Source organism: Enterobacter sp. E20, assembly GCF_000801755.2.
In the GTDB taxonomy this organism is placed as follows: domain Bacteria; phylum Pseudomonadota; class Gammaproteobacteria; order Enterobacterales; family Enterobacteriaceae; genus Enterobacter; species Enterobacter asburiae_B.
On record NZ_CP012999.1, the window covers coordinates 647,668 to 673,881 of the forward strand.

The following is a 26,214-nucleotide window of genomic DNA, read 5'->3' on the forward strand; positions in this document are numbered from 1 at the left end:
TCGATAATTTTTGAAGCACTACGTACGGAGAACAATTATGAAACGTGCATTTATTATGGTGCTGGACTCATTCGGCATCGGCGCAACCGAAGATGCAGAACGTTTTGGTGACGTGGGTTCCGATACCATGGGTCACATCGCGGAAGCCTGTGCGAAAGGCGAAGCGGATAACGGTCGTAAAGGCCCTCTGACTCTACCTAACCTGACCCGCCTTGGTCTGGTGAAAGCGCATGAAGGTTCTACCGGTAAAATCGCAGCCGGTATGGACGGCAACGCGGAAGTCGTGGGCGCCTACGCCTGGGCTCACGAGCTCTCCTCCGGTAAAGACACCCCGTCTGGCCACTGGGAAATCGCCGGTGTGCCTGTGCTGTTCGACTGGGGTTACTTCTCCGATCACGAGAACAGCTTCCCGCAGGAGCTGCTCGATAAGCTGGTGAAGCGCGCCAACCTGCCGGGCTACCTCGGTAACTGCCACTCTTCCGGTACCGTGATTCTCGATGAACTCGGCGAAGAGCACATGAAAACCGGCAAGCCGATTTTCTACACCTCTGCTGACTCCGTGTTCCAGATTGCGTGCCATGAAGAGACGTTTGGCCTGGATAAACTCTACGAGCTGTGCGAAATCGCCCGTGAAGAGCTGACCGAAGGCGGCTACAACATCGGCCGCGTGATCGCGCGTCCGTTTATCGGCGACAAAGCGGGTAACTTCCAGCGTACCGGTAACCGTCACGACCTGGCGGTTGAGCCACCGGCGCCAACCGTGCTGCAGAAGCTGGTTGAAGAGAAAGACGGCCACGTGGTTTCCGTGGGTAAAATCGCGGATATCTACGCCAACTGCGGCATCACCAAAAAAGTGAAAGCCACCGGTCTGGATGCGCTGTTCGATGCCACCATCAAAGAGATGAAAGAAGCGGGCGACAAGACCATCGTCTTCACCAACTTCGTGGACTTCGACTCCTCCTGGGGCCACCGTCGCGACGTAGCGGGCTATGCGGCTGGTCTTGAGCTGTTCGACCGCCGTCTGCCGGAGCTGATGGAGCTGGTGGGCGAAGATGACATTCTGATCCTGACCGCAGACCATGGCTGTGACCCAACCTGGACCGGTACCGACCACACCCGTGAGCACATTCCGGTGCTGGTGTACGGCCCGAAAGTGAAGCCGGGCTCGCTCGGTCACCGTGAAACCTTCGCGGACATCGGCCAGACCCTGGCGAAATACTTTGGTACGTCTGACATGGAATATGGCAAGGTCATGTTCTAAACGGATTGGGTGCGGCCTGATGCCCTCACCCCGACCCTCTCCCACAGGGAGAGAGAGAACAGAATGTAGGCCGGGTCAGGCGTAGCCGCCACCCGGCAAAAACAACAATGTAAAAGGAACTGAAGATGGCAACTCCTCACATTAACGCAGAAATGGGTGATTTCGCTGACGTCGTATTGATGCCGGGCGACCCGCTGCGCGCGAAGCACATTGCAGAAACCTTCCTTGAAGACGTGCGTGAAGTGAACAACGTTCGCGGCATGCTGGGCTTCACCGGTACCTATAAAGGCCGCAAAATTTCCGTTATGGGCCACGGCATGGGTATCCCATCCTGCTCTATCTACACCAAAGAGCTGATCACCGACTTCGGCGTGAAGAAAATCATCCGCGTTGGCTCCTGCGGCGCGGTCCGTATGGACGTTAAGCTGCGCGACATCGTTATCGGTATGGGTGCCTGCACCGATTCCAAAGTTAACCGCATGCGTTTCAAAGACCATGACTTCGCGGCGATTGCTGACTTCGGCATGGTGCGTGACGCGGTTGACGCGGCAAAAGCGCTGGGCGTTGAAGCGCGCGTGGGTAACATCTTCTCTGCTGACCTGTTCTATGCCCCGGACGGCGGCGAGATGTTCGACGTGATGGAAAAATACGGCATCCTGGGCGTGGAAATGGAAGCGGCGGGTATCTACGGCGTCGCGGCTGAGTTTGGTGCGAAAGCGCTGACCATCTGCACCGTGTCTGACCACATCCGTACCCACGAGCAGACCACCGCTGCCGAGCGTCAGACCACCTTCAACGACATGATCAAAATCGCGCTGGAATCCGTTCTGCTGGGCGATAAAGAGTAATTCTGTCTCTTCCCTCCCTCTCCCTGTGGGAGAGGGCAGGGGTGAGGGCACCAGACCGTACCTAGCGCACGGCCTGTGCAATCCACGCCGACAGCTCCCGCAGCTCTTTTTCCTGCTCCGGGAAATCCCCAATCATCGTGTCGCATTCCTGCTGCAGCATATCCGCCCTGTACAAACAGCCCTGCAAACGTGCCGCCAGCGCCTCTAACGGTGCCGGGTTCAGGCTATCGGTAAACACCTGCGTGCGGGTGATATGGCCTTTCTCCACGTCAAAATGCAGCTCCACGCCGCCCCAGGTGAAACGCTCGTCCAGCAGATGGGAAAAGGCAGGAGCCTGACCGAAGTTCCATTCCCAGCTGCTCTGGCGGGCGAAGGTTTCGGCGAAGTTGGGCAGGTCCGGGGTTTTGTCAGGGGAGATGACTTCTGCTTCCACGCGCTCGCCGTAATGTTCAAAGAACGCGTCACGGATCGCATCGCAAATCTGCTCGTGCGTAATTCCCGGCAGCAGTTCCACCAGATTTGCCACGCGGCCGCGCACGGAGGTAATTCCTTTGGCCTGGAGCTTTTTCTTATCCGGATTCAGGTAGTTCGCCAGACGGCTGAGGTCAGCGTTCAGCAACAGGGTGCCGTGGTGGAACCCGCGATCCATCGTTTCGCGGTAGGCGGAGCCGGAGACCTTCCGGTCGCCCTCGGGGGTTTTCACCACCAGATCGTTACGCCCGGACGCTTCCGCCGTTACGCCGAGTGAATTGAGCGCGTTGAGGACGATGGACGTTGAGATGGTTTTGTCGTATTCCGGTTTGCCCGCCATAAAGGTAAAGCAGGTATTGCCCAGATCGTGAAACACCGCGCCGCCGCCGCTGCTGCGACGTGCGAGACGGACGTTGTCCTCTTCCATACGCCGCGTATTGCACTCTTTCCAAGGGTTTTGCGCGCGGCCGATGACCACCGTATCGGCGTTCCGCCAGAGAAACAGTACGCGCTGGGTGGCGGGCATCTGGCGGAAGATGCACTCTTCTACCGCGAGATTAAACCAGGGATCGTAAGAGTCAGAGATAAGCAGGCGTAACGTCGTCATGGCAAAGTTCCTTTTCCGAATCGTTCGCCTACTTTATCACTAATCTTTCTTCTCGCTCTCTTCGTCTTCGGGGACGGATTTGCTGGCGGTCAGCAGGAACGGGGATTGCTGCCAGCGCGAGCGCTTGCCGCGAAGCAGGGTGCGCGCCAGCACAACGCCGATGGCGAGTGAAAGCAGCAGCATCAGGCGCAGAATATTGGTGGTATTATCGACCTGTTTGGCTTCAGTAGGCAGGGTGTGGGTATCGAGGGTCAGGCGCAGATAGCCCAGCGGGCCATTCTTCCCCTGAATAGGTTCGACAATCTGCTGGTTAAAGTAGCCCCCGGCTTTTTTCCCGTCCAGCGCCAGCCTGTCGCGCACGTCGACGTGTTCGCCCGCGCGGGCAATCAGGTTGCCTTGCTCATCATAGACGCCGGCATCAAGAATGCGGCTATTCTCCGTGAGCAGGCGTAAAACCTGGCCTATCCGCTTCTCGTCCGGCGTTTCGGTACGCATGGACGGCGCGACGTTGAGCGTCACCTGGCGTGCCAGCGTGCGGGCCAGCTCTTCAAACTGCGGGTTGCGTTGCCGTTGATGGTTCTGGCTAAACCACGATGCCCCTTGCATCAGCACCACTAATAGTGCGAGACAGGAAAGGACAATCACGGCGCGATGGAGCCGGAATTTCAGTTTTGCGCGAGCCATATTCCACCTGCTGAAAATTTACGGCTTAATGTTGCCAGAAGTGATGGTTACAGGGTAGCCTCATGCGTTATTTTCCCTCTGCAACCTTCCGGCGCGAACGAAATTACAGGAGCTTTAATGCCGAACATTACCTGGTGTGACCTGCCAACGGATGTCTCTTTATGGCCAGGATTGCCGCTCTCTTTAAGTGGCGATGAGGTGATGCCTCTGGATTACCACGCCGGTCGTAGCGGCTGGCTCCTCTACGGACGCGGTCTGGATAAGCAACGCCTGACCCAGTATCAAAGCAAGCTGGGTGCGGCAATGGTCATCGTCGCCGCCTGGTGCGTGGAAGACTACCAGGTTATTCGCCTGGCGGGTTCCCTGACGCAGCGCGCAACGCGTCTGGCGCATGACGCCGGGCTGGACGTCGCGCCGCTGGGTAAAATTCCGCATCTGAAAACCCCGGGCCTGCTGGTCATGGACATGGATTCTACGGCGATCCAGATCGAGTGTATTGACGAGATTGCGAAGCTGGCGGGCAGCGGCGAGCTGGTGGCGGAAGTCACCGAACGTGCGATGCGCGGCGAGCTGGACTTCACCGCCAGCCTGCGCCAGCGCGTGGCGACCCTGAAAGGGGCCGACGCCAACATTCTGCGCCAGGTGCGCGACGTGCTGCCGCTGATGCCAGGGCTGACGCAGCTGGTGCTGAAGCTGCAGTCCCTCGGCTGGAAGGTGGCGATCGCCTCCGGTGGCTTCACCTTCTTCGCGGATTACCTGCGGGAAAAACTGCATCTGACCACCGTGGTGGCCAATGAGCTGGAGATCATGGACGGCAAGCTGACCGGCCAGGTGATTGGCGATATCGTAGATGCCCAGTACAAAGCCAATACGCTGACGCGTCTGGCGGAAAAATATGAAATTCCGGTTGTCCAGACCGTCGCCATCGGCGATGGCGCGAACGACCTGCCGATGATCAAAGCCGCCGGTCTGGGCATTGCCTACCATGCCAAGCCAAAAGTGAATGAAAAGACGGAAGTCACTATCCGTCACGCTGACCTGATGGGAGTGTTCTGCATTCTCTCCGGCAGCATTAATCAGAAATAACGGCCTGCTTTGTAGGCCGGGTAAGCGTAAGCGCCACCCGGCACGCAGGCCGCACAGAAATAACGAGGTAAACCGTGGCGAAAGCTCCAAAACGCGCATTTGTCTGTAATGAATGTGGTGCGGATTATCCGCGCTGGCAGGGGCAATGCAGCGCCTGTCATGCCTGGAACACCATCACCGAAGTGCGTGGTGTGGCGGCTTCGCCGAGCGTGGCGCGCAATGAGCGCCTGAGCGGCTATGCCGGTAACGCGGGCGTGGCGAAGGTGCAAAAACTTTCGGACATCAGCCTCGAAGAGCTGCCGCGCTTCTCCACCGGGTTCAAAGAGTTTGACCGCGTGCTCGGCGGCGGCGTGGTGCCGGGCAGCGCGATCCTGATCGGCGGTAACCCGGGCGCGGGTAAATCGACCCTGCTGCTGCAAACGCTCTGCAAGCTTGCCGAACAGATGAAAACCCTGTACGTCACGGGCGAAGAGTCTCTGCAGCAGGTGGCGATGCGCGCGCACCGTCTGGGCCTGCCGACCGGCAACCTGAACATGCTCTCCGAAACCAGCATCGAGCAGATCTGCATGATTGCCGAAGAAGAGCAGCCGAAGCTGATGGTGATCGACTCCATCCAGGTGATGCACATGGCGGACATTCAGTCCTCGCCGGGCAGCGTCGCGCAGGTGCGTGAAACCGCGGCTTACCTGACGCGCTTTGCCAAAACGCGCGGCGTGGCGATTGTGATGGTCGGCCACGTGACCAAAGACGGCTCGCTGGCCGGGCCGAAGGTGCTTGAACACTGTATCGACTGCTCCGTGATGCTCGACGGCGATGCGGATTCCCGTTTCCGTACCCTGCGCAGCCACAAGAACCGCTTTGGGGCGGTGAATGAACTGGGCGTGTTTGCCATGACCGAACAGGGGCTGCGCGAAGTCAGCAACCCGTCGGCCATCTTCCTGAGCCGCGGCGATGAGATCACCTCCGGCAGCTCGGTGATGGTGCTGTGGGAAGGGACGCGCCCGCTGCTTGTCGAAATTCAGGCGCTGGTGGACGTGTCGATGATGGGCAACCCGCGGCGCGTGGCGGTCGGTCTGGAACAGAACCGTCTGGCGATCCTGCTGGCGGTGCTGCACCGTCACGGCGGGCTGCAGATGGCGGATCAGGACGTCTTCGTTAACGTGGTCGGCGGCGTCAAAGTCACGGAGACCAGCGCAGACCTGGCGCTGCTGCTGGCGATGGTCTCCAGCCTGCGAGACAGACCGCTTCCGCAGGATCTGGTGGTCTTCGGCGAAGTGGGCCTCGCCGGGGAAATCCGTCCGGTACCCAGCGGCCAGGAGCGTATCTCCGAGGCGGCAAAACACGGTTTCCGCCGGGCGATCGTTCCCGCTGCCAACGTGCCGAAAAAGATCCCGGAAGGGATGCAGGTTTTCGGCGTGAAAAAACTCGCTGATGCGTTAAATGTCTTTGACGACTTATAATTACGTAAATTTGATTTTGCAGGAGGCACCGTAATTTATGTCATCATTTGACTACATCAAGACCGCAATCCGCCAGAAGGGCTGCACGCTGCAGCAGGTGGCGGACGCCAGCGGCATGACCAAAGGCTACCTGAGCCAGCTGCTGAACGCCAAAATCAAAAGCCCCAGCGCGCAGAAACTGGAAGCGCTGCATCGCTTTCTGGGGCTGGAGTTCCCGCGCATGCAAAAGAACATCGGCGTGGTGTTCGGCAAGTTTTACCCCCTGCATACCGGGCATATCTATCTGATCCAGCGCGCCTGTAGCCAGGTGGACGAGCTGCACATCATCATGGGCTACGACGAAACCCGTGACCGTCAGCTGTTTGAAGACAGCGCCATGTCGCAGCAGCCGACCGTGCCGGACCGCCTGCGCTGGCTGCTCCAGACCTTTAAGTACCAGAAAAATATTCGTATTCATGCCTTTAACGAAGAGGGCATGGAGCCGTATCCGCACGGCTGGGACGTGTGGAGCAACGGCATCAAAGCGTTTATGGAAGAGAAGGGCATTGCGCCGAACTGGATCTACACCTCTGAAGAGTCCGACGCGCCGCAGTTCCGCGAGCATCTGGGTATCGAGACGGTGCTGATCGACCCGAAACGTACCTTTATGAACATCAGCGGAGCGCAGATCCGCGAGAACCCGTTCCGCTACTGGGATTACATCCCGACTGAGGTGAAGCCGTTCTTCGTCCGTACCGTCGCGATCCTGGGCGGCGAGTCGAGCGGTAAATCAACGCTGGTCAACAAGCTGGCGAACATCTTCAACACCACCAGCGCGTGGGAGTACGGCCGCGATTATGTCTTCTCGCACCTTGGCGGCGACGAGATGGCGCTGCAGTATTCCGACTACGACAAAATCGCGCTCGGTCATGCCCAGTACATTGATTTTGCGGTCAAATACGCCAACAAAGTGGCGTTTATCGATACCGATTTCGTCACCACACAGGCGTTCTGTAAAAAATACGAAGGGCGCGAGCACCCGTTCGTGCAGGCGCTGATTGACGAATACCGCTTTGACCTGGTGATCCTGCTGGAGAACAACACCCCGTGGGTCGCTGACGGCATGCGCAGCCTCGGCAGCTCCGTGGACAGGCGTGAGTTCCAGTCCATGCTGGTGGAGATGCTCAACGAAAACAACGTTGAGTTTGTCCATGTGGAAGAGTCGGACTACGACTCCCGTTTCCTGCGCTGCGTCGAGCTGGTGAAGGAGATGATGGGGGAACAGGGGTAAGCGTTAACCGCCCTCTCCCTGTGGGAGAGGGCATCAAGCCACTCAGAATTCAACCACCACTTTCCCACGCATATGTCCCTCCAGCACTTTACGGTGCGCCTCGGTAATGCTTTCCACGCTCAGCCCGTGCAGCGTTTCGCTGAGCGAACTTTCAACCACGCCGTTATCCACCAGTTTTGCCACCTCATTGAGGATCTCACCCTGACGCGCCATATCCGCGGTCTGGTACATGCTGCGGGTGTACATAAACTCCCAGTGCAGGGCGGCGGATTTGGACTTCAGCTTGTCCTGGTTCAGCGGACGTTCATTCTCAACGATGGAACAGATATGCCCCTGCGGCGCAATCAGTTCGCTGACCGCATCCCAGTGCCCGTCGGTGTCGTTGAGGATGAAAATGTAATCCACAAAGGTGAGCCCCTGTTTCGCCAGCTCGCCTTTCAGATCGCGGTAGTTGACGACAATATCAGCCCCGCGATCGCGGCACCACCGGGCGGAATCTTCTCGTGAAGCCGTTGCGACGATCTTCACCTTGCTGTTGTGCTTCGCAAAGGGGATCGCCAGCGATCCCACGCCGCCAGCGCCGCCGATGATCAGCAGCGTTTTGTCCGCCCCGGCATCCTGAATGTTCAGGCGTTCAAACAGACCTTCCCACGCGGTGAGCGCGGTCAACGGCAGTGCAGCGGCAGCCGCCCAGCCGAGGCTGGCAGGCTTGTGGCCGACTATGCGTGCATCAATCAGCTGGTGCGTGGCGTTGCTGCCCGGGCGGGTGATGTCGCCCGCGTACCACACCTCGTCACCTGGCTTAAATCCAGTTACGCCAGCCCCCACCGCTTTGACGATCCCGCTGGCATCCCAGCCGAGGATGCGCGGCTCGTTCAGCCCGTTTTTAGCAATGCCCGCGTGGACTTTGGTATCGACCGGGTTAACGGAGACGGCCTTCACCTCTACCAGCAGATCGTGCTCGCCGGGCTGCGGCATTGGCGGGGTGATTTCAATGAAGATGGACGGATTTTCTGGGTTAACGGCAATAGCTTTAACAGACATGGTGTGTTCCTCAATAGCATGCGTTTTGTTGAGGCTAGTCTATAAAGTGGTCAGCTGCGTGATAAGATGGACAATCAAGAACTCAGCGTTCGTACAGGATGAACAATCATGTTTAAGCAGCTGCAGGATATGGCGCTGTTCGCGCTGGTGGCGGAGATGGGCAGCTTTACCGCTGCCGCGCAGAAAGCTGAACTGCCGAAATCCAGCGTTAGCCAGCGAATTAGCCAGCTGGAGCAGCAGGTGGGGATCCGCCTTCTGAACCGCACCACGCGCAGGATCAGCCTCACGTTTGCGGGCGAGCACTATCTGGTGCACTGTCGCGAGATGCTGGCGGCCAGCGAGCGGGCCGAGTACGCCATTCAGCGGCTGCGCGAAAATCCCAGCGGGCGGCTGCGGATCACCTGTCCGGCGGGAATTGGGGCGACGCTGCTGGCGCACATGAATGCCGAGTTTCAGCTTCGCTATCCTGACGTTTCGCTGGATGTGTCGATCTCTGATGACGTGGTGGATCTGGTCGAGGCCGGTTTTGACGTGGCGCTGCGCACCGGCAAGCCGCAGGACTCCTCCCTGATTGGCCGGATGATCGGGCACTGCCCGCGCTACATGCTGGCCTCACCGGACTATCTGGCGCGTCGGGAGCCGCTGACGCATCCCCGTCAGCTGGTGGAGCACCGCTGCATTACACACCGGGCGTGGTCGGAGTGGCTTCTGCGAAGCGAGAGCGAGGATTACCGCTACCTGCCGGATAACGCGCACATGACCGATAATCTGGTCTACGCCCGCGAATGTGCAATTGCCGGTGCGGGTATCACGCTGCTTCCCGCCTTCCTGGTAGAAGATAAAATTGAAAAAGGGGCGCTGGTTCAGGTGCTGCCGGAGTGGAATGTTGAAGGTAACGATCTGTGGCTGGCCTACCCAAGCCGCAAGCTGAATTCGCCTGCGCTGATGAGCTATATCGACTTTGCGATGCAGTTTGACGAGGTGAAGCGGTATTACGTGGGTGGGTGATTTTGTGCGGCATGATGCCCTCACCCTGGCCCTCTCCCACGGGGAGAGGGTACAAACATAAAAACGGCAACCGAAGTTGCCGTTTTGCTTTTATTTCGCAATACGCTTGTACTTAATACGCTTCGGCTCCAGCGCGTCGGCGCCCAGCGTGCGTTTCTTGTACTCTTCGTATTCGGTGAAGTTACCTTCGAAGAACTCCACTTTACCTTCGTCCTGATAGTCCAGGATGTGGGTCGCGATACGGTCCAGGAACCAGCGGTCGTGCGAGATAACCATCACACAGCCCGGGAACTCCAGCAGGGCGTTTTCCAGCGCGCGCAGGGTTTCGATATCCAGGTCGTTTGTTGGTTCATCGAGCAGCAGAACGTTACCGCCCACCTGCAGCAGCTTCGCCAGGTGCAGACGACCGCGCTCGCCGCCGGACAGTTCGCCCACGCGTTTGCCCTGGTCGGTGCCTTTGAAGTTAAAGCGGCCAACATAGGCGCGGCTTGGCATCTCGGTGTTGCCGATACGCATGATATCCAGACCGCCGGACACTTCTTCCCACACGGTTTTGCTGTTGTCCATCGCGTCACGGAACTGGTCAACGGAGGCCAGCTTCACGGTTTCACCCAGGGTGATAGAGCCGCTGTCAGGCTGTTCCTGACCGGACATCATGCGGAACAGGGTCGATTTACCCGCGCCGTTCGGACCGATGATGCCAACGATAGCGCCTTTCGGTACGGAGAAGGTCAGGTCGTCGATCAGCAGACGGTCGCCGTAGGACTTACGCAGGTTGGTCACTTCAACCACTTTATCCCCCAGACGTGCTCCAGGTGGAATAAACAGTTCGTTGGTTTCGTTACGTTTCTGGTATTCGGTGTTGTTCAGCTCTTCGAAGCGTGCCAGACGGGCTTTGCCCTTAGACTGACGGCCTTTCGCGCCCTGACGAACCCACTCCAGCTCTTTCTCGATAGACTTACGACGCGCCGCTTCCTGAGAAGCTTCCTGCGCCAGACGCTGATCTTTCTGCTCCAGCCAGGAAGAGTAGTTGCCTTCCCACGGAATGCCTTCACCGCGGTCCAGCTCCAGGATCCAGCCGGCGACGTTGTCGAGGAAGTAACGGTCGTGGGTAATCGCCACAACGGTGCCTTCGAAGTCGTGCAGGAAGCGCTCCAGCCACGCCACGGATTCTGCGTCCAGGTGGTTAGTCGGTTCGTCGAGCAGCAGCATGTCTGGTTTTTCCAGCAGCAGGCGGCACAGCGCCACGCGGCGGCGTTCACCCCCGGAGAGGTTCGCGATTTTCGCATCCCAGTCCGGCAGACGCAGGGCATCAGCCGCGCGCTCCAGCTGCACGTTCAGGTTGTGACCGTCGTGCGCCTGGATGATCTCTTCATACTTGCCCTGTTGCGCGGCCAGCTTGTCGAAGTCCGCATCCGGCTCAGCGTATTTGGCATACACTTCATCCAGACCTTTCAGCGCGTTGACCACTTCGGATACCGCTTCTTCAACGGATTCGCGAACGGTGTGTTCCGGGTTCAGTTGAGGTTCCTGCGGCAGGTAACCAATCTTGATGCCAGGCTGCGGACGGGCTTCACCTTCGATGTCTGTATCAATGCCGGCCATGATGCGCAGCAGGGTGGACTTACCGGCACCGTTGAGACCCAGAACACCGATTTTTGCGCCCGGGAAGAAGCTCAGCGAGATATTTTTAAGAATATGACGTTTCGGCGGGACAACTTTGCCGACACGATGCATGGTATAAACGAATTGAGCCACGTTGGACTTCGCCTCTTTTATCGTAATGAGAAGGAATTTCAGCCTCGAAGTGTAGCCTTTTTCACGTCCTAATCCCAGCCAGGAACGTCGGGAGTGTTAAAACGCGCAAGAAAGGTAAAAAAGTGTCCATGACGTGGCGCGTTGAAGGATGCCTGGTTAGCATAAGTTAATTAGACTTTGACGTGGCAAGACGCTGCAATTGACGAAAAAACAATGAGGAAGAGCTTGTGGAAAAAGCCAAACGGGTGGTCTGGCGTCTGCTGGCTGCCAGCGTATGCGTAATGGCGGTAAGCCAGGCGGTGCATGCCGATTCACTGGATGAACAACGTAACCGCTACGCCCAGATTAAACAGGCGTGGGACAACAAGCAGATGGATACCGTGCAGGCGCTGATGCCGACGCTAAAGGATTATCCGCTGTATCCGTATCTGGAGTATCGCCAGATAACCGACGATCTGATGAACCAGCCTACCGTCACCGTGAATAACTTCATTCAGGCGAACCCAACCCTGCCGCCAGCCCGAAATCTGCAGTCTCGCTTTGTGAATGAGCTGGCGCGTCGCGAAGACTGGCGCGGACTGCTGGCGTTTAGCCCTGAAAAGCCGAACGCCACCGAAGCGCAGTGTAACTATTACTACGCAAAATGGGCGACCGGCCAGCAGGAAGAGGCCTGGGCCGGAGCGAAAGAGCTCTGGCTGACCGGAAAAAACCAGCCGAACGCCTGTGATTCCCTGTTTAGCGCGTGGCGTGCTTCCGGCAAGCAGGATCCGCTCTCCTACCTTGAACGCATCCGTCTGGCGATGAAAGCCGGCAACACGCGTCTGGTGACCACGCTGGCGGGGCAGATGCCGTCCGATTACCAGACGATTTCCACGGCGGTTATCTCGCTGGCTAACGATCCAAACAGCGTCCTGACCTTTGCCCGCAGCACGGGCGCGACCGATTTTACCCGCCAGATGGCGGCGGTGGCCTTTGCCAACGTGGCGCGTGACGATGTCGAAAACGCGCGGCTGATGATCCCGCAGCTGGTGCAGGCGCAGCAGCTTAATGAGGAGCAAACCCAGGAGCTGCGCGACATCGTGGCGTGGCGACTGATGGGCACCGATGTGACCGATGAACAGGCGCGCTGGCGTGACGATGCCATTATGCGTTCGAATTCTACGTCGCTGGTGGAACGCCGCGTGCGCATGGCGCTGGGCACGGGCGATCGCCGTGGGCTGAATACCTGGCTCGCGCGGTTGCCCATGGAGGCCAAAGAGAAAGACGAATGGCGCTACTGGCAGGCCGATCTGCTGATGGAGCGCGGTCGTGATGATGAGGCCAAAGAGATCCTCCATTCGCTGATGCAGCAGCGCGGGTTTTACCCAATGGCTGCCGCGCAGCGTCTGGGCGAGGAATACACCTTCCGTATAGATAAAGCGCCTGCCAACGCGAACCCGGCGCTGACGCAGGGGCCAGAAATGGCGCGCGTTCGCGAGCTGATGTACTGGAATATGGATAACACCGCGCGCAGCGAGTGGGCGAATCTGGTGACCAGTCGCACCACCGATGAGAAAGCCCAGCTTGCCCGCTATGCGTTTGATAATCACTGGTGGGATCTCAGCGTGCAGGCGACGATCGCAGGCAAGCTTTGGGATCATCTGGAAGAGCGTTTCCCGCTGGCGTACAAAGATCTGTTCGATCGCTACACCAGCGGCAAAGATATCCCGCAAAGCTACGCGATGGCGATTGCCCGTCAGGAGAGCGCGTGGAACCCGAAAGTCCGTTCCCCGGTGGGCGCCAGCGGCCTGATGCAGATTATGCCGGGCACGGCGACGCACACGGTGAAGATGTTTAATATTCCTGGCTACAGCAGTCCGTCGCAGCTTCTGGATCCGGATACCAACATCAACATCGGTACCAGCTATCTCCAGTACGTGTATCAGCAGTTCGGCAATAACCGCATCTTCTCTTCGGCGGCGTATAACGCGGGTCCTGGGCGCGTACGCACCTGGCTCGGCAACAGCGCCGGACGCATCGACGCGGTAGCGTTTGTGGAGAGCATCCCGTTCTCGGAAACGCGCGGCTACGTGAAGAACGTGCTGGCCTATGACGCTTACTATCGCTACTTCATGGGGCAGAAAGATACCCTGATGAGCGATGCCGAGTGGCAGAGACGTTACTGATCGGCGTGGGTTGTGTTATGCTGTACTCGCTAAAGAGTACAAGAGGCAGCATAACATGACCCAGCATTCCCCGTATTCCTCGGCAATGGCCGAACAACGTCATCTGGAGTGGCTTCGTTTTGTGGAGCTGCTGCGTCAGTCTTACGAACAGGATCTGCACTTACCCCTTATGCAGCTGATGCTCACGCCGGACGAGCGCGAGGCGCTGGGCACCCGCGTGCGGATCATTGAAGAGCTGCTGCGCGGAGAGATGAGCCAGCGCGAGCTGAAAAATGAGCTCGGCGCGGGTATTGCAACGATCACCCGCGGCTCGAACAGTCTGAAGTCGGCCCCGGTTGAGCTGCGCCAGTGGCTGGAAGCGGTATTGCTGAAAGACGCCGGATGACGGCTTTGCCTTATCCGGCCAAAAAAACTTACCGATAAATCGCGTTATGGAACGGGCTTAAGGCCAGAATCACGGCCTGATGATAAACGCCTGAACGCGTCAGCGCGCCTGCGGTAAAGACGCCAATCGCCCCTTCTTTACGGCCAATCTCATCGATTCCGGTGTACTGCGACATCACTGGCCCGAGCGCTTCACCCGCACGGACTTTTTCCAGAATGATCTCCGGCAGCGGCAGGGTGGCCGAACGCGCTTCACCGCGCTGCTCGCGGCTTTCGATGACAACCCAGCTAAAGGTTGCGCCTTCGTCGATACCTGCTTCAATCGCTACCCAAAAATCAGCATTCGGTGCTGCGGCCTTAGCGTTTGCCACGCGATTTCGTGCGCCAGCGCGCGTTTCCTCGCTGCCAAACGGCTGTTCAGGTACGCCACTCTCGACGCCGATGGCCTCAATATGGCAGGATCCTGCGCCGAAGATCTCGTCAAATGCCCTTAGAATTGCCTGAATTTTGGCAGGATTAGTGGTAGCAGAGACAACATGGTGCATAATTAAGCTCGATTCAAAAAAAACTCATCGCAGTATAACGGAAAAAAAGCATGTTACAGGTATACCTTGTTCGCCACGGTGAAACGCAGTGGAACGCCGAGCGACGTATTCAAGGCCAGTCAGACAGTCCTCTCACCGAGAAGGGTGTGCAGCAAGCGTGGCAGGTGGCGGAACGCGCCAGAACGCTGGGCATTACCCACGTGATTACCAGCGATTTAGGTCGCACACAGCAGACGGCGCGCATCATCGCAGATGCCTGCGGCTGCGACGTCATGCTGGAGCCGCGCCTGCGCGAGCTGGATATGGGCGTGCTGGAGAAACGTCATATCGATACGCTGACGGAAGCGGAGGAGGGCTGGCGCCGCACGCTGGTGAACGGTACCGAAGATGGCCGTATTCCTGAAGGCGAATCCATGCAGGAGCTTAGCGTACGCATGCATGCCGCCCTGGCGGAATGCCTGAAGCTGCCGGCGGGAAGCCGTCCGCTGCTGGTGAGTCACGGGATTGCGTTGGGTTGCCTGGTGAGCACCATTCTGGGGTTACCGGCTTACGCTGAGCGCCGTTTGCGCCTGCGCAACTGCTCCATTTCCCGGATTGATTATCAGGAAAGCGCGTGGCTGGCGTCGGGCTGGGTAGTGGAGATGGCAGGGGACATTTCGCATCTTGATGCCCCTGCGCTTGACGAACTGCAGCGTTAACGACGTATCGGAATCAAGAATTCCATACGCAGATTGATTGGGCCTTCTTCCGGTTTGGCATCCTGCGCCGGGTAGTAGCGCTCAATGTCCTGACCTTTACGGCGATTCAGATTCAGCATCGGCATGCAGGTTCCGTAAACGGTCAGGATAAACTCCTGAACCCCCGTTCCCAGCCCTTCATAGGCGAACATCACGTATTCGCCGCCTTCCAGCACGACTGGCTTCGAACCCTGAATATACCCATTGGCCATCTCTGGCGTCAGCGCGGTGGTGTAGAACACCTCCTGCTCGTCGTCTTTTTCCTGGCTTGGGTGCGTTTCGTTGAGGCCATACAGGATTGGCGGGATCGTCGGTGCGTGGCTCAGGAAGTCGCGCCAGAACTGGACGCGCATCTGATGACGGAACTCTGAAATCTGCTCCAGGGAGCACGAGTAACTCTGTGTCGTGCCGATCAGATGGGTTTCAGGCAACGTGACAATTTCGTATTTTGGCATCGCGAACTCGCCCAGACGCAGCGGCGGACGCATGCCAAACGAGCTCCAGTCAGGCGAGCGACGATAAAGCGCTGGCGTCAACGAGAACTGTTTTTTAAAGGCGCGGGTGAAGGTCTGCTGTGAATCGAAACGATATTGCAGGGCAATATCCAGAATAGGCCGCGCGGTCAGGCGCAATGCCACAGCAGATTTTGATAAACGACGTGCGCGAATATAGGCCCCGATAGCATGACCGGTGACATCCTTGAACATCCTTTGCAGATGCCACTTGGAATAGCCTGCTTTAGCCGCCACATTATCCAGTGACAAAGGCTGGTCGAGATGACCTTCCAGCCAGGTGAGCAGGTCGCGAATAATTCCAGCCTGATCCATATACTATCCTCATCCTTAAAACAGCAGGTGCCTGATAACAGGTTAGCGGATAATAGCATTTTTTGATGTTTTAGCATTCAGTGTTTTTTTTGCGCATTCATGCTTTTTAGAGCACATTACAGGCAGATATATTCTAATCCTGTGATCTTGCTACATTTTTGTCTAAAGTGTTGAATAATCGCTCAGTGTAATTTTAAAGAATGGTAACAATATGAAATACAAGACTTTGATCTTCACCGCGTTGATGTTGATGGTTGGGCGTGTGGCGCAGGCAGAACAGATTGGCTCCGTCGATACCGTGTTCAAAATGTTCGGCCCGGACCACAAAATCGTGGTGGAGGCGTTTGACGATCCGGACGTGAAAAACGTCACCTGCTACGTCAGCCGCGCGAAAACGGGCGGTATCAAAGGCGGGCTGGGACTGGCGGAAGATACCTCCGATGCGGCGATTTCTTGTCAGCAGGTGGGGCCGGTTGAGTTGAGCGATAAAATTAAAAACGGCAAAGCGCAGGGCGACGTGGTGTTCCAGAAACGGACTTCGCTGGTGTTCAAAAAACTGCAGGTGGTGCGTTTCTATGATGCCAAACGCAACACTCTGGCGTACCTTGCCTACTCTGACAAAGTGGTGGAAGGCTCGCCGAAAAACGCGATCAGCGCGGTGCCGATTATGCCGTGGCATTAATTCAGGGATGAACTATGCAACAACCTGTGGTCTGGCTGGTTGAAGACGAAACCAGTATCGCCGATACGCTGATCTACATGCTTCAGCAGGAAGGATTCGCGGTAAAGGCGTTTGAACGCGGTTTACCCGTGCTGGAGGAGGCGCGGCGGCAGGCTCCGGCGCTCGCCATTCTGGACGTCGGGCTGCCGGACATCAGTGGATTTGAGCTTTGCCGCCAGCTGCTGGCGCAGCATCCCTCACTGCCCGTGCTGTTTCTGACGGCGCGCAGTGATGAGGTAGACAAGCTGCTTGGCCTGGAAATGGGGGCTGATGACTACGTTGCGAAACCTTTCTCCCCTCGTGAAGTCTGCGCCCGGGTGCGGACGATTTTACGGCGCATGCAGAAATCCGTCGCACCATCAGCAACGTTGCGTATCGGGCAGTTTGAACTGAACGAGCCTGCCGCGCGAATTAGCTGGTGCGGTGAAGCACTGCCCCTGACCCGCTATGAATTCTTGCTGCTCAAAACCTTGTTGCAGGCCCCCGGGCGGGTCTTTTCTCGTCAGCAGCTCATGGACAAGGTATGGGGTGAAGACGGCGACAGCTTCGATCGTACCGTGGACACCCACATCAAAACCCTGCGCGCCAAACTGCGGGCGGTTAACGAGGAAATGTCACCCATCAGCACCCATCGCGGTATGGGCTACAGTCTGGGCCTTTACTAATGCGCATTGGGATGCGGCTATTGCTAGGGTACTTCCTGATCGTGGCCATCGCCGCGTGGTTTGTGCTGTCGATCTTTGTTCAGGAAGTAAAGCCCGGCGTGCGCAGGGCAACCGAGGGCACGTTAATCGATACCGCGACCCTGCTGGCTGAAATTGGGCGTGATGATTTGCTTTCGGGCCATGCGCAGCAGGGTAAACTGGCGCAGGCCTTTTCTCAGCTTCATCAGCGCCCCTTCCGCGCCAATATCGGCGGGATTCATAAAGTGCGTAACGAGTACCACGTCTACATGACCGATGCGCAGGGTCGCGTCGTGTTTGATTCCGCCGGTCTGGCCGTGGGGCAAGATTACTCGCGCTGGAACGACGTCTGGCTGACGCTTCGCGGCGAATACGGCGCGCGCAGTACGCAAAGCCATACCGACGATCCGGAAAGCACGGTGATGTATGTTGCCGCGCCAGTTGTGGAGCAGGACAAGATTATCGGCGTGGTGTCGGTCGGGAAACCTAACAGCGCGATGGCACCGGTTATCCATCGCAGCGAGCGGCGGATCCTGTGGGCAGGCGGGGCGCTGCTCGGCATTGCCCTGCTGATTGGCCTCGTTGTGGCGTGGTGGATCAATCGATCTATCGCGACGTTATCGCGCTATGCCGACTCGGTGACCACGGATACGCCTCTCCCGCTGCCTAATCCTGGCAGTAGCGAACTGCACAAGCTGGCATTGGCGCTGGAGAGTATGCGCATTCGCCTTGAGGGGAAAAACTACATTGAACACTATGTCCATGCGCTGACCCACGAGCTGAAAAGCCCGATCGCCGCCATACGCGGCGCGGCGGAAATTCTCGCCGAGCAGCCGCCGCCGCAGGTGGCCGCGCGGTTTATCGATAATATTCTGGCGCAAAACGCGCGTATGCAGTCGCTGGTTGAAAAACTGCTCACTCAGTCGCGTCTTGAAAATCGGGTCGAAATTACGCCTCAGATCGTCCGTGTCGACCTGCTGTTTACGCGTCTTGCTGACGCCCGCTCGGCGGTGCTGGCGGCAAAAGAGATTAGGCTGACCCTCCAGCCCGCTTCGCTTCATGTTGAAGGCGATCCCGACCTGCTCGAACAGGCGCTCGGTAATTTGCTGGATAACGCTATCGATTTTACGCCGCAGGGCGGCGCCATTGAACTGGCGGCCCGGGAAGAGCAGGGGCAGATACAGCTGATCGTCACCGACAGCGGAAGCGGGATCCCGGATTACGCGCTGGATCGTATTTTTGAACGCTTTTATTCTCTGCCGCGCGAGAACGGATTGAAGAGCAGCGGGCTCGGGCTGGCGTTTGTTCAGGAGGTGGCGCGTCTGCATCAGGGAGAGATTATATTGCGTAATCGTGATGAAGGTGGCGTGAAGGCCACGCTGATACTTCACCGTCCCTTCACATAACTTCAAACTGACCCCACACAGCCTGGTTACGCTCTCCTCATCATAAAGGAGACGTAATGATGAAATCCCCACTGTTCTGGAAAATTAGCACCCTGCTGGGGTGCATCCTGCTGCTGTTAGTCCCGCTTTTTATGGTCAGTAACCTGATATCAGAGCGGGAGAGCTACCGCAATGATGTCGAAAATACGCTTCGCCAGAGTACCAGCGGACCGCAAAAACTGGTCGGCCCGATGATTGCGATTCCGATGACGGAGATCTTTTACAAGATAGAGGACGAGAAGAAGGTCGAATACAAGAAAAGCTATATGCATTTCATTCTGCCGGAATCTCTGGTTGTTGAAGGTAACCAGCGCGTTGAGTCGAGAAATATTGGTATCTATGACGGGCAGATCTGGAACACGGACCTGAAGATAAAAGCGCAGTTTAATACCGAAGAGCTGAAGCAGTTGAAAGGGGAAACGATCGCGACAGGGCAGCCGTTTATCGTGACGGGCGTTGGCGACGCGCGGGGTATTGGCACGGTCAGTATCTCTAAAATCAATGGTGAGACCCTAAGCGTGGAACCCGGTTCAGGCGTCTACGGTGCGCTTGCTGGGATCCACATCCCGCTGACCGACAAAGCGCTGGAAGCCAAAACGTTTGCGCTTGATATGTCCCTCAGCCTGGCGGGAACCGGCAGTTTTGCGGTGGTGCCGGTAGGGCGTAATAGCGAAATGACGCTCAACAGCAACTGGCCGCATCCGGGTTTTATGGGCGATTATCTCCCTGTTAAGCATCAGATAGGCGAGTCTGGTTTCCAGGCGAACTGGCAGAGCAGCTGGTTTGCAAATAACCTTGAGAGCTGGTTCTACGGCAAGGAGTCGCCGGAGTGGGAGGCGCTCCCGGCCTTTAGCGTCACGGTAGCGACGCCAGCCGACCAGTATCAATTGACCGACCGGGCAATTAAATACGCTATTTTGCTGATTGCGCTGACGTTTATGGCTTTCTTTGTCTTCGAAACCTTAACCGGATTACGCCTTCATCCGATGCAGTATCTGCTGGTGGGGCTGTCGCTGGTCCTGTTCTATCTGGTGTTGCTGGCGCTGTCTGAACACGTCGGGTTTACGCCAGCCTGGGTTGTTGCAAGCCTGGTTGGCGCAGCGATGAACGGAATGTACCTGCAGGCCGTGCTGAAAAGCTGGAAACGCAGCGGACTGTTTGTGCTGGCACTACTCGGACTGGATGTCGTGATGTGGTTCCTGCTGCGCTCAGAGGACAGCGCATTGCTACTGGGCTCTGCTGTTCTTGCCCTGGCGCTGTTCGCGGTGATGTACCTGACCCGGCATTTCGACTGGTACTCGCTCTCTCAGCCGAAGCGACCAGAGCCACCCGCAGCATCTGATAACGATACGATGCGGATCTGGAAATAAAAAAACGGCGCAAATGCGCCGTTTTTTAATGCGTTAACTGCGGGATTACTCCTGCAGATCGCCGCAGAAACGATACCCTTCGCCGTGGATCGTGGCGATGATTTCCGGCGTATCTGGCGTAGATTCGAAATGCTTACGAATACGACGAATGGTCACGTCTACGGTACGGTCGTGCGGTTTCAGCTCACGGCCGGTCATTTTCTTCAGCAGCTCTGCACGGGACTGAATTTTGCCCGGGTTTTCGCAGAAGTGCAGCATCGCGCGGAATTCACTGCGCGGCAGTTTATACTGCTCACCGTTCGGGCTAATCAGCGAACGGCTATTGATATCAAGTTCCCAGCCGTTGAATTTGTAGCTGTCTACGCTACGACGCTCTTCGCTGACCGTACCCAGGTTCATGGTGCGGGACAGCAGGTTGCGTGCACGAATGGTTAACTCGCGAGGATTGAACGGCTTGGTGATGTAGTCATCCGCACCGATTTCCAGGCCAAGAATTTTATCAACTTCGTTATCACGGCCCGTCAGGAACATTAACGCGACGTTCGCCTGCTCGCGCAGTTCGCGCGCCAGAAGAAGACCGTTTTTGCCCGGCAGGTTAATATCCATGATCACCAGGTTGATATCATTTTCAGAAAGGATCTGATGCATCTCTGCGCCATCGGTCGCTTCAAAGACATCGTAGCCTTCTGCTTCGAAAATGCTCTTTAACGTGTTGCGTGTTACCAACTCGTCTTCAACGATAAGAATGTGCGGGGTCTGCATGTTTGCTACCTAAATTGCCAACTAAATCGAAACAGGAAGTACAAAAGTCCCTGACCTGCCTGATGCATGTCGCAAATTAACATGATCGGCTTAACGTGACTAAAGTACGTAATTGCGTTCTTGATGCACTTTCCATCAACGTCAACAACATCATTAGCTTGGTCTTGGGTACTTTCCCTTTGGACCCGACAGTGTCAAAAACGGCTGTCATCCTAACCATTTTAACAGCAACATAACAGGCTAAGTGACACCAGACACCCAATAAAACTACGCTTCGTTGACATATATCAAGTTCAATTGTAGCACGTTAACAGTTTGATGAAATCATCGTAGCCGAATGCTAGCCTTTGTCACAATTTTTCAATAAACCAACTAGTTGCGGACATTGATTTATAAACGAAGCGAATCCAATCAGAATAGGGTATTCATGTCGCTATTATCATTATAAAACATGGGGATAATAGTGTTCTGTTAACATTCTAACTGATTGTTCAGACAAGGAATAGTTTAGCGTTTTTAATTTGTTATGAAACGCTATTTCGGTGATTTGTGTTGCATTTTTGTAAATTCGCGCCGCGTAATATGTTGAAGTGCATCACATTTTTGCCCGCTAACTGATTAAAAAGAGAGCATAAATGCATCTGTCGATTGTACTGGTTGCCCCAGCCAGAGCCGAAAATATAGGCGCTGCCGCGCGCGCCATGAAGACCATGGGATTCACCGATTTACGTATCGTGGACAGCGCTGCCCACCTGGAGCCTGCGGCTCGTTGGGTCGCGCACGGATCGGGCGATATCCTCGATAATATAACCACTTACGCGACGCTTGCTGATGCGCTGCACGACATTTCGTTTACCGTTGCGACCACCGCGCGCAGCCGTGCGAAGTTCCATTACTATGCCACGCCAGCGGAGCTGGTGCCGATGTTGAGCGAGAAAAGCCAGTGGCTGGATAAAGCCGCGCTGGTGTTTGGTCGTGAAGATTCCGGATTGACCAACGAAGAGCTGGAGCTGGCGGACGTTCTTACCGGTGCGCCGATGGTCGCCGATTATCCCTCCCTGAATTTAGGCCAGGCGGTCATGGTCTATTGCTATCAATTAGCCTCCCTAATACAAATCCCTCAACCACCGGCAGAAGGGGCAAATGAAAATCAGCTGGCTGCCCTGCGCGCTCGCGTTGAGCAACTGTTGTCTCAGCTGGGTGTGGCGGACGATCAAAAAATGGCTGACTGGCTGCAGCAGCGTTTGGGGCGTCTTGAGCAGCGGGACACCGCAATGCTGCACCGTTTGCTGCACGATATTGAAAAAAAATTGGCGGAGTAAAATCCTGTCATAAGTTTTTACTATGGTGAATAAGTCTGTACTGATGGGTTGCACTTGGGCGAATCGGATGAAAATAAATCTGCAAACAGCGGGACGTGAGAGTCTCCCGAATTGTGATCAAATTAAAAATTCGTTGACTTAAGGTGCCCGATCCTTTAACCCTAAAAGAATACAGGACAGACAGATAATAATGACAGAGTACACAACATCCATGAAACGCATCAGCATCACCACCATTACTACAACCATCATCATTACCACAGGTAACGATGCGGGCTGACGCGTACAGGAAAAACAAAAAAAAGCCCGCACCTGAACAGTGCGGGCTTTTTTTTCGGCTAAAGGAAACGAGGTAGAACCATGCGAGTGTTGAAGTTCGGCGGTACATCAGTGGCAAATGCAGAACGTTTTCTGCGTGTTGCCGATATCCTGGAAAGCAATGCCAGGCAGGGGCAGGTTGCTACCGTGCTCTCTGCCCCGGCAAAAATCACGAACCATCTGGTGGCGATGATTGAAAAAACCATCGGTGGCCAGGATGCACTCCCGAACATCAGCGACGCAGAGCGTATCTTCGCTGACTTGCTGCAAGGGCTGGCAGAGGCGCTGCCAGGCTTCCCACACGCTCAGCTGAAGTCCTTCGTTGAGCAGGAATTCGCGCAAATCAAACATGTCCTGCACGGCATCAGCCTTCTCGGCCAGTGCCCGGACAGCGTCAACGCGGCGCTGATCTGCCGGGGCGAAAAACTCTCTATCGCCATCATGGCCGGCGTGCTGGAAGCGCGCGGACATAGCGTGACCGTGATCGACCCGGTTGAAAAACTGCTGGCGGTGGGCCACTACCTCGAATCCACCGTTGATATTGCCGAATCAACCCGCCGTATCGCCGCAAGCAAAATTCCTTCTGACCATATGATCCTGATGGCAGGCTTCACCGCCGGTAACGAGAAGGGCGAGCTGGTGGTGCTGGGCCGTAACGGCTCCGACTACTCCGCCGCCGTGCTGGCCGCCTGTTTACGCGCGGACTGTTGTGAGATCTGGACTGACGTCGACGGCGTTTATACCTGCGACCCGCGCCAGGTACCGGACGCCAGGCTGCTGAAGTCGATGTCGTACCAGGAAGCGATGGAGCTTTCCTACTTCGGCGCCAAAGTGCTTCACCCTCGTACCATCTCCCCGATTGCCCAGTTCCAGATCCCTTGCCTGATTAAAAACACCGGTAACCCGCAGGCGCCGGGTACGCTGATTGGCGCGAGTACCGATGAAGACGGTTTGCCGGTCAAAGGCATCTCCAACCTGAACAACATGGCGATGTTCAGCGTCTCCGGCCCGGGGATGAAGGGGATGGTCGGCATGGCGGCGCGCGTCTTTGCGGCTATGTCCCGCAACGGTATCTCGGTGGTGCTGATTACCCAGTCTTCTTCCGAATACAGCATCAGCTTCTGCGTGCCGCAGGCTGACTGCCTGCGCGCCCGTCGCGCGCTGGAGGAGGAGTTCTATCTGGAACTCAAAGAAGAGCTGCTGGAGCCGCTCGCCATTCAGGAACGCCTGGCGATTATCTCCGTGGTCGGCGACGGCATGCGCACGCTGCGTGGTATTTCCGCCAAGTTCTTTGCCGCGCTGGCGCGCGCCAATATCAATATCGTGGCGATTGCCCAGGGCTCGTCAGAGCGTTCAATTTCCGTTGTTGTGGACAACGATGACGCCACCACCGGCGTACGCGTGGTTCACCAGATGCTGTTCAACACCGATCAGGTTATCGAGCTGTTCCTGATTGGCGTCGGCGGCGTGGGCGGCGCGCTGCTGGAGCAGGTGAAGCGTCAGCAGGAGTGGCTGAAGAAGAAACATATCGATCTGCGCGTCTGCGGGATTGCCAACTCCAGAGCGTTGCTCACTAATGTTCACGGTCTGAACCTGGAGAACTGGCAGGCCGAGATGAACGAGGCGAAAGAGCCGTTCAATCTGGGCCGCCTGATCCGTCTGGTGAAAGAGTATCATCTGCTTAACCCGGTGATTGTCGACTGTACCTCTAACCAGGCGGTGGCCGACCAGTACGCCGACTTCCTGCGCGAAGGGTTCCACGTGGTGACGCCGAACAAAAAGGCCAACACCTCGTCGATGGATTACTATCACCAGCTGCGTCTGGCGGCGAGCAAGTCGCGCCGCAAGTTCTTGTACGATACCAACGTGGGCGCGGGCCTGCCGGTTATCGAGAACCTGCAGAACCTGCTGAACGCGGGCGACGAACTGCAGCGTTTCTCCGGCATTCTCTCCGGCTCGCTGTCGTTTATCTTCGGCAAGCTGGATGAGGGGATGAGCCTCTCGGACGCGACCCGCGCCGCGCGCGAGCTGGGCTATACCGAGCCGGATCCGCGTGACGATCTCTCTGGTATGGACGTGGCGCGTAAGCTGCTGATTCTGGCACGTGAAACGGGCCGTGAGCTTGAGCTTTCCGATATCGTGATAGAACCCGTGCTGCCAGCAGAATTTGACAGCAGCGGTGATGTCGCTGCATTCATGGCAAATTTGCCGCAGCTTGACGATGCTTTTGCCGCGCGCGTTGCGAAAGCCCGTGATGAAGGTAAGGTATTGCGCTATGTTGGCAACATTGAAGAAGATGGCGTGTGCCGGGTGAAGATTGCCGAAGTGGATGGCAACGACCCGCTGTACAAAGTCAAAAACGGCGAAAACGCCCTCGCGTTTTACAGCCACTATTATCAGCCATTGCCGCTGGTGCTTCGCGGCTATGGCGCAGGGAACGATGTTACGGCGGCGGGTGTGTTTGCCGATCTGCTGCGTACCCTGTCATGGAAGTTAGGAGTTTAACATGGTCAAAGTTTATGCCCCGGCTTCCAGCGCGAATATGAGCGTCGGATTTGACGTGCTGGGCGCGGCGGTGACGCCGGTGGATGGTTCACTGCTGGGCGATACGGTCACGGTGGAAGCGGCAGACAGCTTCAGCCTGAACAACGTCGGCCGCTTCGCCAGCAAACTGCCGTCTGAGCCGCGCGAAAATATCGTCTATCAGTGCTGGGAACGCTTCTGTCAGGAGATCGGCAAAAACGTGCCGGTTGCCATGACGCTGGAAAAAAGTATGCCGATTGGCTCGGGGCTGGGTTCCAGCGCTTGTTCGGTGGTCGCCGCGCTGGTGGCGATGAACGAGCACTGCGGCAAGCCGCTGAACAACAACCGCCTGCTGGGGTTGATGGGCGAGCTGGAAGGGCGCATCTCCGGCAGCATTCACTATGACAACGTGGCGCCGTGCTTCCTCGGTGGCATGCAGCTGATGATCGAAGAAAATGGCATCATCAGCCAGCAGGTGCCAGGGTTTGATGAGTGGCTGTGGGTGCTGGCCTATCCGGGCATTAAGGTCTCTACCGCGGAAGCGCGTGCGATCCTGCCCGCGCAGTATCGTCGCCAGGACTGTATCGCCCACGGGCGTCATCTGGCGGGCTTTATTCACGCCTGCTACACCCGTCAGCCGCAGCTGGCGGCGAAGCTGATGAAGGACGTCATTGCTGAGCCGTACCGCACGAAGCTGCTGCCCGGCTTTAACGAGGCGCGACAGGCATCGATGGATATCGGCGCGCAGGCGTGCGGCATCTCCGGCTCCGGCCCGACGCTGTTCGCCCTGTGCGACAAGCCTGACACCGCGCAGCGCGTGGCGGACTGGCTCTCTAAACACTACCTGCAAAATCAGGAAGGCTTTGTTCATATTTGCCGTCTGGACACGGCTGGCGCACGAGTACTGGGATAATT

Annotated in this window: 25 protein-coding genes and 1 other annotated feature; of the genes, 18 read left to right on the top strand and 7 right to left on the bottom strand. The window is 56.9% G+C overall.

The window, feature by feature from the left end; all coding sequences use genetic code 11:
• The first annotated feature begins 37 nt into the window (after nucleotides 1-37).
• Nucleotides 38-1,261 (top strand): phosphopentomutase, encoded by a 1,224-nt coding sequence (gene deoB, locus NI40_RS03080; RefSeq protein WP_039260891.1) that lies wholly within the window; start codon nucleotides 38-40, stop codon nucleotides 1,259-1,261.
• Between the two features lie 125 nt (nucleotides 1,262-1,386).
• On the top strand, nucleotides 1,387-2,109 hold the full coding sequence (gene deoD / locus NI40_RS03085; protein ID WP_010427122.1) for a purine-nucleoside phosphorylase: 723 nt from the start codon (nucleotides 1,387-1,389) through the stop codon (nucleotides 2,107-2,109).
• A 61-nt stretch (nucleotides 2,110-2,170) separates the two neighbouring features.
• Here the strand turns inward: deoD and lplA are convergent, their stop codons facing one another.
• Both lplA and NI40_RS03095 read right to left on the bottom strand, forming a co-directional pair.
• Nucleotides 2,171-3,187 carry a lipoate--protein ligase LplA gene (lplA, locus tag NI40_RS03090; RefSeq protein ID WP_039260887.1) on the bottom strand — a complete coding sequence of 339 codons (1,017 nt, stop codon included), beginning with the start codon at nucleotides 3,185-3,187 and terminating at the stop codon, nucleotides 2,171-2,173.
• Between the two features lie 39 nt (nucleotides 3,188-3,226).
• The gene (locus NI40_RS03095; RefSeq protein ID WP_032660794.1) at nucleotides 3,227-3,871 is read right to left on the bottom strand and encodes a YtjB family periplasmic protein; all 645 of its coding nucleotides are present in this window, start codon (nucleotides 3,869-3,871) and stop codon (nucleotides 3,227-3,229) included.
• Between the two features lie 117 nt (nucleotides 3,872-3,988).
• Here NI40_RS03095 and serB point away from each other — a divergent pair, with 117 nt between their 5' ends.
• The 3 genes from serB (at nucleotide 3,989) to nadR (ending at nucleotide 7,687) form a co-directional block, all read left to right on the top strand.
• Nucleotides 3,989-4,957, top strand: coding sequence for a phosphoserine phosphatase (serB, locus tag NI40_RS03100; protein WP_023310325.1), 969 nt, complete (start codon nucleotides 3,989-3,991; stop codon nucleotides 4,955-4,957).
• A 74-nt stretch (nucleotides 4,958-5,031) separates the two neighbouring features.
• Nucleotides 5,032-6,417 carry a DNA repair protein RadA gene (radA, locus tag NI40_RS03105; protein WP_014068810.1) on the top strand — a complete coding sequence of 462 codons (1,386 nt, stop codon included), beginning with the start codon at nucleotides 5,032-5,034 and terminating at the stop codon, nucleotides 6,415-6,417.
• Between the two features lie 37 nt (nucleotides 6,418-6,454).
• Entirely contained in the window at nucleotides 6,455-7,687 is a 1,233-nt protein-coding gene (gene nadR / locus NI40_RS03110; protein ID WP_006810194.1) for a multifunctional transcriptional regulator/nicotinamide-nucleotide adenylyltransferase/ribosylnicotinamide kinase NadR, read from the top strand.
• A 42-nt stretch (nucleotides 7,688-7,729) separates the two neighbouring features.
• On the opposite strand, the gene NI40_RS03115 is transcribed toward nadR, so the two are convergent.
• Entirely contained in the window at nucleotides 7,730-8,731 is a 1,002-nt protein-coding gene (locus NI40_RS03115) for a zinc-binding alcohol dehydrogenase family protein (RefSeq protein WP_039260883.1), read from the bottom strand.
• Nucleotides 8,732-8,839: 108 nt separating this feature from the next.
• On the opposite strand from NI40_RS03115, the gene NI40_RS03120 reads away from it, so the two are divergent.
• On the top strand, nucleotides 8,840-9,739 hold the full coding sequence (locus tag NI40_RS03120; protein ID WP_039260881.1) for a LysR family transcriptional regulator: 900 nt from the start codon (nucleotides 8,840-8,842) through the stop codon (nucleotides 9,737-9,739).
• Nucleotides 9,740-9,829: 90 nt separating this feature from the next.
• Here the strand turns inward: NI40_RS03120 and ettA are convergent, their stop codons facing one another.
• Complete coding sequence (gene ettA, locus NI40_RS03125; protein WP_039260880.1) at nucleotides 9,830-11,497, bottom strand: energy-dependent translational throttle protein EttA; 1,668 nt, start codon at nucleotides 11,495-11,497, stop codon at nucleotides 9,830-9,832.
• A gap of 227 nt (nucleotides 11,498-11,724) precedes the next feature.
• Between ettA and sltY the strand changes: the two genes are divergently transcribed.
• A complete protein-coding gene (sltY, locus tag NI40_RS03130; RefSeq protein ID WP_039260878.1) occupies nucleotides 11,725-13,662 on the top strand; it encodes a murein transglycosylase in 1,938 nt (645 codons plus the stop codon).
• A 55-nt stretch (nucleotides 13,663-13,717) separates the two neighbouring features.
• Nucleotides 13,718-14,047: a trp operon repressor gene (trpR, locus tag NI40_RS03135; protein ID WP_039260875.1), complete on the top strand. Its 330-nt coding sequence runs from the start codon at nucleotides 13,718-13,720 to the stop codon at nucleotides 14,045-14,047.
• 28 nt (nucleotides 14,048-14,075) lie between these two features.
• On the opposite strand, the gene yjjX is transcribed toward trpR, so the two are convergent.
• The gene (yjjX, locus tag NI40_RS03140; RefSeq protein WP_023334447.1) at nucleotides 14,076-14,591 is read right to left on the bottom strand and encodes an inosine/xanthosine triphosphatase; all 516 of its coding nucleotides are present in this window, start codon (nucleotides 14,589-14,591) and stop codon (nucleotides 14,076-14,078) included.
• 50 nt (nucleotides 14,592-14,641) lie between these two features.
• Between yjjX and gpmB the strand changes: the two genes are divergently transcribed.
• Nucleotides 14,642-15,289 carry a 2,3-diphosphoglycerate-dependent phosphoglycerate mutase GpmB gene (gpmB, locus tag NI40_RS03145; protein ID WP_023310332.1) on the top strand — a complete coding sequence of 216 codons (648 nt, stop codon included), beginning with the start codon at nucleotides 14,642-14,644 and terminating at the stop codon, nucleotides 15,287-15,289.
• Here the strand turns inward: gpmB and robA are convergent.
• The gene (robA, locus tag NI40_RS03150; protein ID WP_033144587.1) at nucleotides 15,286-16,155 is read right to left on the bottom strand and encodes an MDR efflux pump AcrAB transcriptional activator RobA; all 870 of its coding nucleotides are present in this window, start codon (nucleotides 16,153-16,155) and stop codon (nucleotides 15,286-15,288) included. The genes gpmB and robA overlap by 4 nt on opposite strands.
• Nucleotides 16,156-16,366: 211 nt before the next feature.
• Between robA and creA the strand changes: the two genes are divergently transcribed.
• From creA to creD, 4 genes are read left to right on the top strand one after another with little or no spacing between them, the layout of a single operon-like run.
• Nucleotides 16,367-16,837, top strand: coding sequence for a protein CreA (creA, locus tag NI40_RS03155; RefSeq protein WP_023334448.1), 471 nt, complete (start codon nucleotides 16,367-16,369; stop codon nucleotides 16,835-16,837).
• Nucleotides 16,838-16,851: 14 nt separating this feature from the next.
• Complete coding sequence (gene creB, locus NI40_RS03160) at nucleotides 16,852-17,541, top strand: two-component system response regulator CreB (protein WP_039260873.1); 690 nt, start codon at nucleotides 16,852-16,854, stop codon at nucleotides 17,539-17,541.
• Complete coding sequence (creC, locus tag NI40_RS03165) at nucleotides 17,541-18,965, top strand: two-component system sensor histidine kinase CreC (protein WP_039260872.1); 1,425 nt, start codon at nucleotides 17,541-17,543, stop codon at nucleotides 18,963-18,965. Before creB ends, creC begins: the two co-directional genes overlap by 1 nt.
• 56 nt (nucleotides 18,966-19,021) lie before the next feature.
• A complete protein-coding gene (creD, locus tag NI40_RS03170; protein ID WP_039260870.1) occupies nucleotides 19,022-20,374 on the top strand; it encodes a cell envelope integrity protein CreD in 1,353 nt (450 codons plus the stop codon).
• Nucleotides 20,375-20,419: 45 nt separating this feature from the next.
• Here the strand turns inward: creD and arcA are convergent, their stop codons facing one another.
• Nucleotides 20,420-21,136, bottom strand: coding sequence for a two-component system response regulator ArcA (gene arcA, locus NI40_RS03175; RefSeq protein WP_003856501.1), 717 nt, complete (start codon nucleotides 21,134-21,136; stop codon nucleotides 20,420-20,422).
• Between the two features lie 95 nt (nucleotides 21,137-21,231).
• On the opposite strand from arcA, the gene yjjY reads away from it, so the two are divergent.
• The 5 genes from yjjY to thrB all read left to right on the top strand — a co-directional run bounded on the left by yjjY (nucleotide 21,232) and on the right by thrB (nucleotide 26,212).
• The gene (yjjY, locus tag NI40_RS23770) at nucleotides 21,232-21,372 is read left to right on the top strand and encodes a protein YjjY (protein WP_085928893.1); all 141 of its coding nucleotides are present in this window, start codon (nucleotides 21,232-21,234) and stop codon (nucleotides 21,370-21,372) included.
• 399 nt (nucleotides 21,373-21,771) lie between these two features.
• Nucleotides 21,772-22,458 carry a tRNA/rRNA methyltransferase gene (locus NI40_RS03180; RefSeq protein WP_033144591.1) on the top strand — a complete coding sequence of 229 codons (687 nt, stop codon included), beginning with the start codon at nucleotides 21,772-21,774 and terminating at the stop codon, nucleotides 22,456-22,458.
• Nucleotides 22,459-22,669: 211 nt separating this feature from the next.
• On the top strand, nucleotides 22,670-22,738 hold the full coding sequence (gene thrL / locus NI40_RS22405; protein WP_015572623.1) for a thr operon leader peptide: 69 nt from the start codon (nucleotides 22,670-22,672) through the stop codon (nucleotides 22,736-22,738).
• Nucleotides 22,677-22,794, top strand: a sequence feature (Thr leader region). It overlaps the preceding gene by 62 nt.
• A gap of 24 nt (nucleotides 22,795-22,818) precedes the next feature.
• Nucleotides 22,819-25,281, top strand: a complete 2,463-nt coding sequence (gene thrA, locus NI40_RS03185; protein WP_039260867.1) for a bifunctional aspartate kinase/homoserine dehydrogenase I — start codon at nucleotides 22,819-22,821, stop codon at nucleotides 25,279-25,281.
• Nucleotide 25,282: 1 nt separating this feature from the next.
• Nucleotides 25,283-26,212, top strand: coding sequence for a homoserine kinase (thrB, locus tag NI40_RS03190; protein ID WP_032660770.1), 930 nt, complete (start codon nucleotides 25,283-25,285; stop codon nucleotides 26,210-26,212).
• The last annotated feature ends 2 nt before the right edge of the window (nucleotides 26,213-26,214 follow it).

Coding starts and splice junctions, on each gene's coding strand:
- deoB (WP_039260891.1), top strand. CDS start 38: ATGAAACGTGCATTTATTATGGTGCTGGACTCATTCGGCATCGGCGCA.
- deoD (WP_010427122.1), top strand. CDS start 1,387: ATGGCAACTCCTCACATTAACGCAGAAATGGGTGATTTCGCTGACGTC.
- lplA (WP_039260887.1), bottom strand. CDS start 3,187: ATGACGACGTTACGCCTGCTTATCTCTGACTCTTACGATCCCTGGTTT.
- NI40_RS03095 (WP_032660794.1), bottom strand. CDS start 3,871: ATGGCTCGCGCAAAACTGAAATTCCGGCTCCATCGCGCCGTGATTGTC.
- serB (WP_023310325.1), top strand. CDS start 3,989: ATGCCGAACATTACCTGGTGTGACCTGCCAACGGATGTCTCTTTATGG.
- nadR (WP_006810194.1), top strand. CDS start 6,455: ATGTCATCATTTGACTACATCAAGACCGCAATCCGCCAGAAGGGCTGC.
- NI40_RS03115 (WP_039260883.1), bottom strand. CDS start 8,731: ATGTCTGTTAAAGCTATTGCCGTTAACCCAGAAAATCCGTCCATCTTC.
- NI40_RS03120 (WP_039260881.1), top strand. CDS start 8,840: ATGTTTAAGCAGCTGCAGGATATGGCGCTGTTCGCGCTGGTGGCGGAG.
- trpR (WP_039260875.1), top strand. CDS start 13,718: ATGACCCAGCATTCCCCGTATTCCTCGGCAATGGCCGAACAACGTCAT.
- yjjX (WP_023334447.1), bottom strand. CDS start 14,591: ATGCACCATGTTGTCTCTGCTACCACTAATCCTGCCAAAATTCAGGCA.
- gpmB (WP_023310332.1), top strand. CDS start 14,642: ATGTTACAGGTATACCTTGTTCGCCACGGTGAAACGCAGTGGAACGCC.
- robA (WP_033144587.1), bottom strand. CDS start 16,155: ATGGATCAGGCTGGAATTATTCGCGACCTGCTCACCTGGCTGGAAGGT.
- creA (WP_023334448.1), top strand. CDS start 16,367: ATGAAATACAAGACTTTGATCTTCACCGCGTTGATGTTGATGGTTGGG.
- creB (WP_039260873.1), top strand. CDS start 16,852: ATGCAACAACCTGTGGTCTGGCTGGTTGAAGACGAAACCAGTATCGCC.
- creC (WP_039260872.1), top strand. CDS start 17,541: ATGCGCATTGGGATGCGGCTATTGCTAGGGTACTTCCTGATCGTGGCC.
- creD (WP_039260870.1), top strand. CDS start 19,022: ATGATGAAATCCCCACTGTTCTGGAAAATTAGCACCCTGCTGGGGTGC.
- arcA (WP_003856501.1), bottom strand. CDS start 21,136: ATGCAGACCCCGCACATTCTTATCGTTGAAGACGAGTTGGTAACACGC.
- NI40_RS03180 (WP_033144591.1), top strand. CDS start 21,772: ATGCATCTGTCGATTGTACTGGTTGCCCCAGCCAGAGCCGAAAATATA.
- thrA (WP_039260867.1), top strand. CDS start 22,819: ATGCGAGTGTTGAAGTTCGGCGGTACATCAGTGGCAAATGCAGAACGT.
- thrB (WP_032660770.1), top strand. CDS start 25,283: ATGGTCAAAGTTTATGCCCCGGCTTCCAGCGCGAATATGAGCGTCGGA.